The sequence below is a fragment of the Pseudomonas sp. LAMO17WK12:I1 genome (assembly GCF_900177315.1).
Classification (GTDB): domain Bacteria; phylum Pseudomonadota; class Gammaproteobacteria; order Pseudomonadales; family Pseudomonadaceae; genus Aquipseudomonas; species Aquipseudomonas marginalis.
In genome coordinates, this window is record NZ_FWZV01000003.1 from 511,324 (window position 1) to 524,188 (window position 12,865).

Sequence of the window (12,865 nt, forward strand, 5' to 3'; positions counted from 1 at the left end):
GTACGGTTCGGAAATACGCCCTCGACCGCTGCCGAACGGGCAGGCAAGGATGCCCTTCCCGGACACCCCGCCGGTTAGTGATTACTGGGCCGGCAGGTCTCCTGACTGATGCGTCGTCGCCACGCTCCGGCCTTCCCGGACGCGGTCCAGTGGCAGTGGGGAGCAGGCTCGGCACCTACAGTTGCGGGGGCAGTTCCGATTGACGCGGTGTACCGCGCTTCGGATTCCCTATTAGTCCCGTTCGGGAACCGGCGCGGTATGGTAGTTGATTAGGGCCAGGCGATACAGCCCGAAGGGGGCCCGGTCAGAGACGAATATCCTCGGGGCCTCGGATCAGCGCTTCAATTCGCGTGCCCGTGGCGCGCTCTTCGTTGCTGAAGCCGTCGTAGTCCGCCAGGTTGGCGAAGCGGATGCCGGTCAATTGTTCGATCTGGATCACGCTGCGCTGGTAGGTCCTGACCTGGCCGAACATCAGGTCGAGCTGACCCAGCTCGCGGCTTTGGTCGATCATATAGGCGCTGGCGGAGGGCTTGCCGTCATCGCTGAGGTAGGCCACCACTTTCCAGAACGCCTTGGGGATTCTGATGCCACGGTAAAGGCGGTCGTCGTCGGCGAACACCGGGCCGCTGAACACCGTTGCCCGGGCTTTCCAACGCTGCGTGTTATTGAGGATGTAGTCCTCCAGTTCCAGCCAGGTCTTCTGGTTGAACCCGCTCATCTGCGGCGAGCAGTTGGTGAAGTGGAAGGTGTCGAGGTTGGCGGTGTTTGCCGCGTCGCCCCAGTTGGGATCCTGGCGCCGTACCAGGTGGCCGCGATCCAGGCCATTGCTGGCATAGAGCTCTTCGCCCACCTGGGCGCTGATCGGCAGGCGCCCATCGTAGGCCCAGGTGTCGTTGCTGCGGACTATCTCCACATGCTGCCCGCCATCGATATTGACGCCCACGTAGAGCGCCAGTCGTCGGGAACGGGACATCGTCACCGAGAAATGCGTGTAGTCCAGGCGCAGCGGTTGGACGTCGTCCGCCAATGCCTCAGCGGCGGTGGGCCAGGGCACTGCGAAGCTGCTGAGAAAGTCCTCGGCGTAGCCCTGTCGGTCCTGTAGATCCTTGGCCGCGGTGACACGGGGCGTCGCCGCCCGGGCTTCCATCAGGGTGGGATTGGTCGCGATCAACGGGCGCAGATCGGTGAGTCGTGGGCGGTGCGCAAGATCGATTTTGGCTTTGCGGGCTGGCATGGGTAAGTCCTCCTTGGATAAACACGACTGCAACATAGATTGATGACAATTGATGACACGGGTTAACCCTGGGGGGCTATCCTCAAACGGTTACCGGAGCTACACCATATGCCAACAGGGAGCCAGCTAATGTGTGATCGCCACCACCGCAACCCGATTTTCTGCCTGATCCCACCGTATATGCTCGACCAGATCGCGCGTCACGGTGATAAGGCCCAGCGCGACATCGCGCTGCGCACCCGCGCCAAGGACAGCACGTTCCGTTCGCTGCGCATGGTCGCAGTGCCCGCCAAGGGGCCGGCCCACATGGCCCTGGTCATGGGCGCCGGCAAACGGCGCTCGATCTACAGCGCCGAAGGCACCGACAGCCTGCCGGGCAAGCTGGTCCGCGGTGAAGGCCAGCCCGCCAGTGGCGACGCCGCCGTGGACGAAGCCTATGACGGCTTGGGTGCCACGTTCGATTTTTTCGAAGAGGTGTTCGACCGCAACTCCATCGACGATGCCGGCATGGCGCTGGATGCCACCGTGCACTTTGGCCAGAACTATAACAATGCGTTCTGGAACTCGACCCAGATGGTGTTTGGCGACGGCGATGGGCAGTTGTTCAACCGCTTCACGGTGGCCCTCGATGTGATTGGCCATGAATTGGCCCACGGCGTCACCGAGGACGAGGCCAAGCTGATGTATTTCAATCAGTCCGGCGCGCTGAACGAGTCGCTCTCGGACGTGTTCGGCTCACTGATCAAGCAGTATGCGTTGAAGCAAACCGCCGAAGACGCCGATTGGCTGATCGGCAAAGGGTTGTTCACCAAGAAGATCAAAGGCGTGGCCCTGCGTTCGATGAAGGCCCCCGGCACCGCGTTCGATGACAAGCTGCTGGGCAAGGACCCCCAACCAGGGCATATGGATGATTTTGTCCAGACCTACGAGGACAATGGTGGGGTGCATATCAATTCCGGCATTCCCAACCATGCGTTCTATCAGGTGGCGACCCGGATTGGCGGGTTTGCCTGGGAGCGCGCAGGACGTATCTGGTATGACGCGCTGCGCGATGCGCGGTTGCGGCCTAACTCGGGGTTTTTACGTTTTGCGCGTATAACCTACGATATCGCCGGTCGTCTCTACGGCGCGAACAAGGATGAGCACAAGGCGGTCAAGGAGGGCTGGAAAGCGGTTGGCATTAACGTCTGACGTGAGGAACAGCCATGCAAATTTCGATCAAGGAAAACGGCGGGCCGGCGTTTTTTCCGGGTTTGACCAAGCCTCGTACGGTGGAGTTGAACACGTTGCCCGAGCCGGACCAGCAAGAGTTGCGGCAACTGATCGAGGCTTCAAACTTCTTTCAGTTGCCGCAGAGCACCACGCCAGAGCCCGGAAATCCGGGCCAGGTGCACTACACCCTGACCGTGAAGGAAGGCCAGCAGGAACATACGGTGTGCGTGCTCGCGCCGGTGAAGTCGCAGGCGCTGGATGGGCTGGTGCAGTGTGTGCGCCGGCATATCCGCAGTTGAGGTCACCCCAGCAGTTCCTTCACCTTGGTAATGAGCTTGTTGATGTCGAACGGCTTGTCCAGCACCGCATCGAACAGGTCCGAGCGCTGCATGCCGATATGGGCCTGCGCGCCGCTGATCAGGATAATCGGCAGGTGCTTGACGGCCGGCAGTGCGCGCACCGCTTCGGCGAACTCCTCACCGTCCATCACCGGCATCATGAAATCGGTGATGATCAGCGACGGCCGTTCTCGCTCCAGCACCTCCAGCGCCTTTTTCCCATTGCCAGCTGTGACGACCATGAACCCCTCATCTTCCAGTGCGTAGGCAAGGATATCGGCGATCAAGTACTCGTCATCGACGACCAGGATAGTGGCCATGTCAATTCAACCTACCCAAAGACTTAAAAAGCTGAACCAGGCAGCGCTGAATTGGATGCAACTGAGGGGGCATTTGTTGAAACCTTTCTTAAGTCAACGGCTTGGTCACGGATCACCACCTCCAATAATGAGGGGTCATAAAAGCTGTCTCTGACCTTAAGAATGGAAAGCGTCCTTCTAAGTTCAGACTGAATCTCGAAGAAACGCATAAGCATGAGGTTGTCGGCAATGCTCGACAGTTCAGACGCGGGGGAAGTGACCTCCGCGCCGAACAGATCATGCATCTCCCACGTGGCGAAGACCGTGACGCCCCTGGCGCGCAGTTCGTTCATCAGTGCGCTGTAGAAATCGGTGATACGTGCCGGGTTGTTGGAGACGCGGGTCATGCCGCTCAAGCTGTCGATGAACAGGCGCTTGATGCCCTTTTCCTCGACCAGGCGCAGCAATCGCGCCCCCAGCCCGTCCAGCAGGCCTTCGGTGGTGGGCTGCCAGGCGATGGTCAGTGCGCCGCTGTCTTCCATCTTCTGGATATCGATGCCCAGGGATTGGCCTTTGAGCCGCAGGCGCTGAGGGCTTTCGTAGAAGCCGAAGTGCAGGCCGGGGGCGTCTACCGTCGATTCCGAGAGGAACTTGAGGCCCAGGGTGGTCTTGCCGATGCCCGACGGCCCCATGACCAGGGTCACGCTGGAACTGTGCAGCCCGCCGCCGAGGATGCCGTCCAACGAGTCGATACCGCTGGCGATGCGCGTCAGGTCGGCGCTGTCGGGCGCGGACGGCCGGCCATAGAGGCTTTCCAGGCGCGGGTACACCACCAGGCCGTCGTCGTTGATTTCACACTCGTGCAGGCCGGTGAGCGCGCCGCTGCCGCGGGTCTTGCGTAACTGGATACGGCGCACGGAACGGGTGCCGAACAGTTCCTCGCCCATTTCGATCACGCCATCGACCATGGTGTGCTCGGGGCTGCCGTCATCCAGGCGTGAGCTGGTGAGGAACAACACCGTGCAACCGGCGAAGGCGGCATGCCCTTGCAGTTCGGAAATGAATTTTTTCGTGTCGATCGGCGAGTCGGCCTTGGAACGCGCGTTCAACAAGCCGTCCACCACCATGACGGTGGCCCTCTGCCTGCTGATCTCACGCCTGAGCAGCTTGACCACTTCGTCGAGGCCTTCGTTTTCCAGGGTGTCGAAGGCGCTGACAAACTGGATTTCGGCGCCGACACGGGAGGCGTCAAAAAAGCTCAGGGTAGAGAGGAACTGGAAAAGGCGGTCGTGGGATTCCGCCAACAGCGTGGCAACCAGGACTCGGCCGCCATTACGCGCGTGATGAAACCCCAGCTGGTTGGCAAGGATGGTTTTACCTGAGCCGGGGCGGCCCTGAATGATGTAGGACGCCCCAGACACCAGCCCTCCCTTGAGCAGAGCGTCCAGCCCTTCGATTCCGCTTTGAAGGCGATTTAGCTTTTCCACAGTGCGATCCTGACCCTAAAAACATGCTGTTAAGCCGAGTGGACAGAATGCTAACGCCATTTGTTCACTGCTGCTACTTGCGATCCAGCCATACGGTCTGCGCATTGCAGAATTCGCGCAGGCCAAAATGCGACAACTCGCGCCCGAACCCGCTCTTCTTCACGCCGCCAAACGCCACCCGAGGGTCGGACACGCTGAAGGCATTGACGAAGATCCCGCCGGTTTCCAGCTGGTTGGCGATGTCGCGGGCCTTGGCCGGGTCGGTGGTGAAGAGGCTGGCGGTGAGGCCGAACTCGCTGTCATTGGCCAGGGCCACGGCGTGGTCGACATCGCGGGCGGTGATGATCGAGGCCACGGGGCCAAACAGTTCCTGCTTGAACGAGGTCATCTGGTCGGTGACGTCGGCCAGTACGGTCGGCTCATAGTAGTTGGCGGCACCGGCGACTTTGTGGCCGCCCAGCAGCAGGGTGGCGCCTTCTTCCAGGGTGGCCTGGACCTGGCCGTGCAGCTCGTCGCGCAGGTCGAAGCGCGCCATCGGGCCGACGTAGGTGCTGGCCGAGGTCGGGTCGCCCATCACCAGCGCGCGGCTGGCTTCGACGAACTTGGCGGTGAAGGCGTCCACCACGCCGGCTTCGATGATCAGGCGCTTGGCGGCGGCGCAGACCTGGCCGCTGTTCTGGAAGCGGCCGATCACGGCGGCCTGCACGGCGGCGTCGAGGTCGGCGTCGTTAAGCACGATGAACGGGTCGGAGCCGCCCAGTTCCAGCACGCATTTCTTCAGCGCGGCGCCGGCCTGGGAGCCGATGGCCATGCCGGCGCGTACGCTGCCGGTGAGGGTGACGGCGGCGATGCGCGGGTCGGCGATGGCGGTGGAGACGCCGTCCTGGGTCACGTTGATCACTTCGAACAGGCCTTCGGCGAAACCGGCTTTCTGCAACGCTGCTTTCATCAGGTAGGCGCTGCCCATCACGTTCGGCGCGTGTTTGAGCACGTAGGTATTGCCGGCGAGCAGGGTCGGCACGGCGCCGCGCAGCACTTGCCATACCGGGAAGTTCCACGGCATCACGGCGAGGATCGGGCCCAGCGGGCGGTATTCGATCCGGGCGCTGCCGTTGTCCACCAGGGTGGGTTCCGGGGCCAGCATGGCCGGGCCGTGGGCGGCATACCACTCGCTGAGCTGGGCGCATTTTTCGATTTCGGCGCGGGCCTGGGTGATGGGCTTGCCCATTTCCAGGGTGATCATCTGCGCCATTTCTTCGGCTTGATCGCGCAGTGCGCCGGCCAGGGCCAGCAGCAGTTCGGCGCGCTGGTTGACCGGCTCGCGGCGCCAGGTGCGGAAGGCTGCGGTGGCGCGGTCGAGGGCTGCGTCCAGTTGCGCGGCGTTTTCGTAGGGATAGCTGCCGACGGTTTCGCCGGTGGCGGGGTTGATCGACAGGGCGTGGGTCTGGTGGGAAATAGCGTTCATGGCACCGTCCGGCTGAAAGAGTGGAATGGGTTCAGCCTACGGGGATGCATGTTTTCTGGAAACTGAATAATATTAAGTAATACATTCACGATTGGAGAATGACTTGGACTTGGTGCAGCTGGAAATCTTCAAGGCCGTTGCCGAGCAAGGCAGCATCAGCGCCGCCGCACAGTTGATTCATCGGGTGCCGTCGAACCTGACCACGCGCATCAAGCAACTGGAGCAGGATTTGGGCGTGGAGTTGTTTATCCGCGAGAAGAGTCGCCTGCGCCTGTCGCCCGCCGGATGGAATTTCCTCGGTTATGCGCGGCGTATTCTCGACCTGGTGCAGGAAGCCCGCGCGACGGTGGCGGGGGAGGAGCCCCAGGGCGCATTTGCCCTCGGCTCCCTGGAAAGCACGGCGGCGGTGCGCATCCCGGCGCTGCTCGCGGCCTACAACCAGAAGCACGCCAAGGTTGAATTGGACCTGAGCACCGGGCCTTCAGGCACGATGATCGAGGGCGTATTGTCGGGACGGCTGGCGGCGGCGTTCGTCGATGGGCCGGTATTGCATGCCACCCTGGAAGGCGTGGCGGTGTTCGAGGAGGAGATGGTGGTGATTGCGCCGCTGCACCACGCGCCGATCACGCGAGGGCAGGATGTGAACGGGGAGAGCATCTACACCTTTCGCTCCAACTGTTCCTACCGGCACCATTTCGAGCGCTGGTTCGCACAGGACGGCGCGGTGCCGGGGAGGATCTTCGAGATGGAGTCCTACCACGGCATGCTCGCCTGTGTCAGCGCCGGGGCCGGCCTGGCGCTGATGCCACGCAGCATGCTGGAAAGCATGCCGGGGTTTACCACGGTGAGCGTGTGGCCGCTGACGGACAGTTTTCGCACCCTGCATACCTGGCTGATCTGGCGCCGGGGCACCGTGTCGCAGAGTTTGAACAGTTTTGTGAAGTTGCTGGAAGAGCAGGGTGTGGCGTCGGCCTAGCCGCCGAACTGGAAGGTGCCCATGGCCAGCTTGGCCATGATTGCCGTCGCGCCCAATTGCACCAGCCACAACGCCAATCCACCCAGGAACACCCCGAGCGCCACCTGCAACACCAGGCTTTTCTGGCGCTTGGCTTGGGGCGCGCGCGGGGTGTAGTCGTGCAGTTCGTCGCGGTCGGCGCGCAGGTCCAGGTCGTCGTTTCTCATAGGGCTCTCACAGCAAAGGGGCAATCAGGGTTCAGTCTAGTGGGTTCGCCAATAAAAAGGGGGAAGCCATCGGCTTCCCCCTTCGTATGACGCCGTCAGGCTTATAGAACCTGAACAATCGCCTTTGTTACCGCAGCAATGTTCGACTGGTTCAACGCCGCCACGCAGATACGCCCGGTATCCAGCGCGTAGATACCAAACTCGCTGCGCAGGCGGGTGACTTGCTCAACGGTCAGGCCGGAGTAGGAGAACATCCCGCGCTGGCGACCGACGAAGCTGAAGTCGTGGCCCGGCGCAGCCTTGGCCAGCTCGGCAACCATCTGCTCACGCATGCCACGGATGCGCAGGCGCATCTCGGCCAGTTCGGCTTCCCACTGGGCGCGCAGCTCAGGGTTGTTGAGCACCGCGGCAACAATCGCTGCGCCATGGGTTGGCGGGTTGGAGTAGTTGGTGCGGATCACGCGCTTGACCTGGGACAGGATGCGCGCGCTTTCTTCCTTGGAGTCGCCGACGATGGACAGCGCGCCCACACGCTCGCCGTACAGGGAGAACGACTTGGAGAACGAGCTGGAGACAAAGAAGGTCAGGCCTGACTCGGCGAACAGGCGCACGGCGGCGGCGTCTTCGTGGATGCCGTCGCCAAAGCCCTGGTAGGCCATGTCGAGGAACGGCACCAGGTTCCGGGCCTTGACCACGTCCAGCACGTTCTGCCAGTCGGCCGGGCTCAGGTCGACGCCGGTCGGGTTATGGCAGCAGGCGTGCAGCACCACGATGGACTGGGGCGGCAGGGCGTTGAGGTCTTCGAGCAGGCCGGCACGGTTCACGTCGTGGGTGGCGGCGTCGTAGTAGCGGTAGTTCTGCACCGGGAAGCCGGCGGTTTCGAACAGGGCGCGGTGGTTTTCCCAGCTCGGGTCGCTGATCGCAACGACAGCGCCTGGCAGCAATTGCTTGAGGAAGTCTGCACCCAGCTTCAGGGCGCCGGTGCCGCCTACCGCTTGTACGGTGGTGACGCGGCCAGCGTTCAGCAGTGGCGATTCAGCGCCGAACAGCAGGGTCTGCACGGCCTTGTCGTAGGCGGCGATGCCGTCGATCGGCAAGTAGCCACGGGCGGCGTGTTGCGCCACGCGAATGGCTTCCGCTTCGGCAACGGCACGCAAGAGTGGAATCTTCCCCTCCTCGTTGCAGTAAACGCCCACGCCAAGGTTGACCTTGGTGGTTCGTGTATCGGCGTTGAATGCTTCGTTGAGGCCCAGGATTGGATCGCGTGGTGCCATTTCGACAGCGGAGAACAGGCTCATTTTGCGGCAGCTCTATGGGGGAAGGGAGGGACGTGTCGCGCTCCAGCCGAATGCACTAGAGCGGTGCACAAACGGGGAGCTAGTATAGAGGCCATCACCGCTGAGGGCGACAACCGAAACGGCTTTTCGGCCAAGTTTTTCGGTTTATTTGCCGACCGTTAGTCTTATTGCAACATTGATCAACCACGGCAGACAGGACGATTGCCTTGAAACCCGTCACATTCGCCACCACTTCTACAGCTATCATGGTTTTTTCCTACGACCTGCTCTGAAACTTCGCGGGTTGTGGTCTTTTTCGTCCCCGACGGGTTTACAGTCTGGGGTGACTTCAAGAGGTACGTTATGTCGGATTTCCAACTAGTCACCCGCTTTGAACCTGCCGGCGACCAGCCCGAGGCCATTCGCCAGATGGTCGAAGGCATCGAGGCCGGCCTGGCGCACCAGACGCTGCTCGGAGTGACCGGTTCGGGCAAGACCTTCAGCATCGCCAACGTGATTGCGCAGATCAACCGCCCCACGCTGGTGTTGGCTCCGAACAAGACCCTGGCCGCGCAGTTGTACGGCGAGTTCAAGGCGTTCTTCCCGAACAACGCGGTGGAATACTTCGTTTCCTACTACGACTACTACCAGCCCGAAGCGTATGTACCGTCCTCCGATACCTTTATCGAGAAGGATGCGTCGATCAACGACCATATCGAGCAGATGCGGCTGTCGGCGACCAAGGCGCTGCTGGAGCGCAAGGACGCGATCATCGTCACCACGGTGTCGTGCATCTATGGCCTGGGCAGCCCGGAAACCTATTTGAAGATGGTGCTGCACGTCGACCGCGGCGACAAACTCGACCAGCGCGAGCTGCTGCGCCGCCTGACCAGCCTGCAGTACACCCGCAACGACATGGATTTTGCCCGCGCCACCTTCCGCGTGCGTGGCGATGTGATCGACATCTACCCGGCCGAATCCGACCTGGAGGCGATCCGCATCGAGCTGTTTGACGATGAAGTCGAGAGCCTGTCGGCCTTCGACCCGCTGACCGGCGAGGTGATCCGCAAGCTGCCGCGCTTCACCTTCTATCCGAAAAGCCACTACGTGACCCCGCGCGAAACCCTGATGGGCGCCATCGAGGGCATCAAGGTCGAGCTGGCCGAGCGCCTGGAGTACCTGCGCGCCAACAACAAGTTGGTGGAAGCCCAGCGTTTGGAGCAGCGCACGCGCTTTGACCTGGAGATGATCCTCGAGCTGGGCTACTGCAACGGCATCGAAAACTACTCGCGCTACCTCTCGGGCCGTGAGTCCGGCGCGCCGCCGCCGACCCTTTACGACTACCTGCCCGACGACGCACTGCTGGTGATCGACGAATCCCACGTCAGCGTGCCGCAAGTGGGCGCCATGTATAAGGGCGACCGTTCGCGCAAGGAAACCCTGGTGGAGTACGGCTTCCGTCTGCCGTCGGCACTGGATAACCGGCCGATGCGCTTTGACGAGTGGGAAGCCATCAGCCCGCAGACCATCTTTGTGTCGGCCACGCCGGGCAACTACGAGGCCGAGCATGCCGGCCGTGTGATCGAGCAACTGGTGCGTCCCACCGGCCTGGTCGACCCGGAGATCGAAATCCGCCCGGCGCTGACCCAGGTCGACGACTTGCTCTCGGAAATCACCAAGCGCGTGGCGCTGGAGGAGCGTGTGCTGGTCACCACGCTGACCAAGCGCATGTCCGAAGACTTGACCGACTACCTCGCCGACCACGGTGTGCGCGTGCGTTACCTGCACTCGGACATCGACACCGTGGAGCGCGTGGAAATCATCCGCGACCTGCGCCTGGGCACCTTTGATGTGCTGGTGGGCATCAACCTGCTGCGCGAAGGCCTGGACATGCCGGAAGTGTCGCTGGTGGCGATCCTCGATGCAGACAAGGAGGGCTTCCTGCGTTCCGAACGCTCGCTGATCCAGACCATCGGTCGCGCGGCGCGTAACCTCAATGGCCGGGCGATTCTCTACGCGGACCGCATCACCGGTTCCATGGAGCGGGCGATTGGCGAGACGCAACGCCGTCGTGACAAGCAAATAGCCTTCAACCTGGAAAACGGCATTACGCCCAAGGGCGTGTTCAAGGACGTTGCCGACATCATGGAAGGCGCCACCGTGCCGGGCTCGCGCAGCAAGAAGCGCAAGGGCATGGCCAAGGCCGCCGAGGAAAGCGCCAAGTACGAAAACGAACTGCGCTCGCCGAGTGAGATCACCAAGCGGATTCGCCAGTTGGAAGAGAAAATGTACCAGTTGGCGCGGGACCTGGAGTTCGAGGCCGCGGCGCAGACCCGCGATGAAATTGGCAAGTTGCGCGAGCGCCTGCTGGCGGTTTGATTGGTGGTGACTTGACCGGCCTCATCGGGGGCTTGCCCCCGATGGCTGCGCCTCGGTTTTCCAGAAATCACCCAGGCTGTTACCATTCGCCCCTTGTTTCAATTTCAGTTATATCGCCCATTCGAGACCTGCCATGACCACCGTCCGCACGCGCATCGCGCCATCGCCTACTGGGGATCCCCACGTCGGCACTGCCTACATCGCCTTGTTCAACTACTGCTTTGCCAAGCAGCACGGCGGTGAATTCATCCTGCGGATCGAAGACACCGACCAACTGCGCTCCACCCGCGAGTCGGAACAGCAGATTTTCGATGCCCTGCGCTGGTTGGGCATTACCTGGGCCGAAGGCCCGGACGTCGGCGGCCCGCACGGTCCGTATCGCCAGAGCGAGCGCAGCGACATCTACAAGCAGTACACCCAGCAATTGGTGGACATGGGTCATGCGTTCCCATGTTTCTGCACCGCTGAAGAACTCGACCAGATGCGCGCCGAGCAACAGGCCCGTGGCGAAACCCCGCGCTACGATGGCCGCGCATTGCTGCTGTCGAAAGAGGAAGTGGCTGCCCGCCTGGCCGCCGGTGAACCTCACGTTATCCGCATGAAGGTGCCGAGCGAAGGCGTGTGCGTGGTGCCGGACATGCTGCGCGGTGACGTCGAGATCCCGTGGGACCGCATGGACATGCAGGTGTTGATGAAGACCGACGGCCTGCCGACGTACTTCCTGGCCAACGTGGTCGACGACCACCTGATGGGCATCACCCACGTACTGCGCGGTGAAGAATGGCTGCCATCGGCGCCGAAGCTGATCCTGCTTTACGAATACTTCGGCTGGGAACAGCCGCAGTTGTGCTACATGCCGCTGCTGCGTAACCCGGACAAGAGCAAGCTGTCCAAGCGCAAGAACCCGACCTCGGTGACGTTCTACGAGCGCATGGGCTTCATGCCCGAAGCGATGCTCAACTACCTGGGGCGCATGGGCTGGTCGATGCCGGACGAGCGCGAGAAGTTCTCCCTGCAGGAAATGGTCGATAACTTCGACCTGTCCCGCGTGTCCCTGGGCGGGCCGATCTTCGATATCGAGAAACTCTCGTGGCTCAATGGCCAGTGGCTGCGTGATCTGCCGGTGGAAGAATTCGCCAGCCGCGTGCAGCAATGGGCGCTGAACCCTGAATACATGATGAAGATCGCGCCGCTGGTGCAGGGCAGGGTGGAGACGTTCAGCCAGGTCGCACCGTTGGCCAGCTTCTTCTTTGCCGGTGGCGTTAACCCGGATGCCAAGTTGTTCGAATCGAAGAAACTCTCTGGTGACCAGGTTCGCCAGTTGATGCAACTGATCCTGTGGAAGCTGGAAAGCCTGCGCCAGTGGGAGAAGGACGCGATCACTGCGACGATCCAGGCGGTGGTGGAATCCCTGGAGTTGAAATTGCGCGATGCCATGCCGCTGATGTTTGCCGCGATCACCGGGCAGGCCAGTTCGGTGTCGGTGCTGGATGCGATGGAAATTCTCGGCCCGGACCTGACCCGTTTCCGCCTGCGCCAAGCCCTTGATTTGCTTGGTGGTGTATCGAAGAAAGAAAACAAAGAGTGGGAAAAGCTGTTGGGCGCTATCGCTTAAGCAGTCCGTTGCAGCGACGAAACCCAGGTTTTCCGGGGTTTCGTCGGTAAGTGATTGTTATCCCGGCAAAAAATTTTGGAAAATGTTGAAAATAAATTTGACACCTTTCCAAACCGCCATTAAGATTCGCCCCGTCCTCACCGATGAGGGGCTATAGCTCAGCTGGGAGAGCGCTTGCATGGCATGCAAGAGGTCAACGGTTCGATCCCGTTTAGCTCCACCAATCTACAGGTTCAAGGTCTGGCCACACCGTCCTTGAATCGATCAGCTCTCAGCGCTGGTCAGCTGTACAGAAGGTTTTGTCCCCTTCGTCTAGTGGCCTAGGACACCGCCCTTTCACGGCGGTAACAGGGGTTCGAGTCCCCTAGGGGACGCCA

The 12,865-nt window shown here is 61.6% G+C and carries 11 protein-coding genes, 2 tRNA genes and 1 riboswitch; of the genes, 7 read left to right on the forward strand and 6 right to left on the reverse strand.

Going from position 1 to position 12,865, the window contains the following annotated elements:
- Positions 1 to 73: 73 nt before the first annotated feature.
- Positions 74 to 268: riboswitch (cobalamin riboswitch) on the reverse strand.
- A 36-nt stretch (positions 269 to 304) separates the two neighbouring features.
- Entirely contained in the window at positions 305 to 1,234 is a 930-nt protein-coding gene (locus B9N88_RS07545; RefSeq protein WP_027604051.1) for a DNA/RNA non-specific endonuclease, read from the reverse strand.
- 129 nt (positions 1,235 to 1,363) lie between these two features.
- Between B9N88_RS07545 and B9N88_RS07550 the strand changes: the two genes are divergently transcribed.
- Both B9N88_RS07550 and B9N88_RS07555 read left to right on the forward strand, forming a co-directional pair.
- Positions 1,364 to 2,425: a M4 family metallopeptidase gene (locus B9N88_RS07550; protein ID WP_027604052.1), complete on the forward strand. Its 1,062-nt coding sequence runs from the start codon at positions 1,364 to 1,366 to the stop codon at positions 2,423 to 2,425.
- Positions 2,426 to 2,439: 14 nt separating this feature from the next.
- Positions 2,440 to 2,745, forward strand: coding sequence for a protealysin inhibitor emfourin (locus tag B9N88_RS07555; protein ID WP_027604053.1), 306 nt, complete (start codon positions 2,440 to 2,442; stop codon positions 2,743 to 2,745).
- A gap of 2 nt (positions 2,746 to 2,747) precedes the next feature.
- Here B9N88_RS07555 and B9N88_RS07560 read toward each other — a convergent pair whose 3' ends face one another.
- From B9N88_RS07560 to B9N88_RS07570, 3 genes are all read right to left on the reverse strand, one after another.
- Positions 2,748 to 3,104, reverse strand: a complete 357-nt coding sequence (locus tag B9N88_RS07560; protein WP_027604054.1) for a response regulator — start codon at positions 3,102 to 3,104, stop codon at positions 2,748 to 2,750.
- Positions 3,105 to 3,127: 23 nt separating this feature from the next.
- Positions 3,128 to 4,570 (reverse strand): ATPase domain-containing protein, encoded by a 1,443-nt coding sequence (locus B9N88_RS07565; RefSeq protein WP_027604055.1) that lies wholly within the window; start codon positions 4,568 to 4,570, stop codon positions 3,128 to 3,130.
- Between the two features lie 73 nt (positions 4,571 to 4,643).
- Positions 4,644 to 6,035: an aldehyde dehydrogenase family protein gene (locus B9N88_RS07570; protein WP_027604056.1), complete on the reverse strand. Its 1,392-nt coding sequence runs from the start codon at positions 6,033 to 6,035 to the stop codon at positions 4,644 to 4,646.
- Between the two features lie 103 nt (positions 6,036 to 6,138).
- Between B9N88_RS07570 and B9N88_RS07575 the strand changes: the two genes are divergently transcribed.
- Positions 6,139 to 7,011 (forward strand): putrescine utilization regulator PtrR, encoded by an 873-nt coding sequence (locus tag B9N88_RS07575; protein ID WP_027604057.1) that lies wholly within the window; start codon positions 6,139 to 6,141, stop codon positions 7,009 to 7,011.
- Here B9N88_RS07575 and B9N88_RS07580 read toward each other — a convergent pair.
- Both B9N88_RS07580 and B9N88_RS07585 read right to left on the reverse strand, forming a co-directional pair.
- Entirely contained in the window at positions 7,008 to 7,217 is a 210-nt protein-coding gene (locus B9N88_RS07580; RefSeq protein ID WP_016970937.1) for a hypothetical protein, read from the reverse strand. The two genes, B9N88_RS07575 and B9N88_RS07580, sit on opposite strands and share 4 nt — an antisense overlap.
- 101 nt (positions 7,218 to 7,318) lie before the next feature.
- Complete coding sequence (locus tag B9N88_RS07585) at positions 7,319 to 8,515, reverse strand: amino acid aminotransferase (RefSeq protein ID WP_027604058.1); 1,197 nt, start codon at positions 8,513 to 8,515, stop codon at positions 7,319 to 7,321.
- A gap of 342 nt (positions 8,516 to 8,857) precedes the next feature.
- On the opposite strand from B9N88_RS07585, the gene uvrB reads away from it, so the two are divergent.
- The 4 genes from uvrB (at position 8,858) to B9N88_RS07605 (ending at position 12,865) form a co-directional block, all read left to right on the forward strand.
- A complete protein-coding gene (gene uvrB / locus B9N88_RS07590) occupies positions 8,858 to 10,873 on the forward strand; it encodes an excinuclease ABC subunit UvrB (protein ID WP_027604059.1) in 2,016 nt (671 codons plus the stop codon).
- Positions 10,874 to 11,006: 133 nt separating this feature from the next.
- On the forward strand, positions 11,007 to 12,488 hold the full coding sequence (gene gltX, locus B9N88_RS07595; protein ID WP_005789780.1) for a glutamate--tRNA ligase: 1,482 nt from the start codon (positions 11,007 to 11,009) through the stop codon (positions 12,486 to 12,488).
- A 147-nt stretch (positions 12,489 to 12,635) separates the two neighbouring features.
- Positions 12,636 to 12,711, forward strand: a tRNA-Ala gene (locus B9N88_RS07600).
- A gap of 78 nt (positions 12,712 to 12,789) precedes the next feature.
- A tRNA-Glu gene (locus tag B9N88_RS07605) sits at positions 12,790 to 12,865 on the forward strand.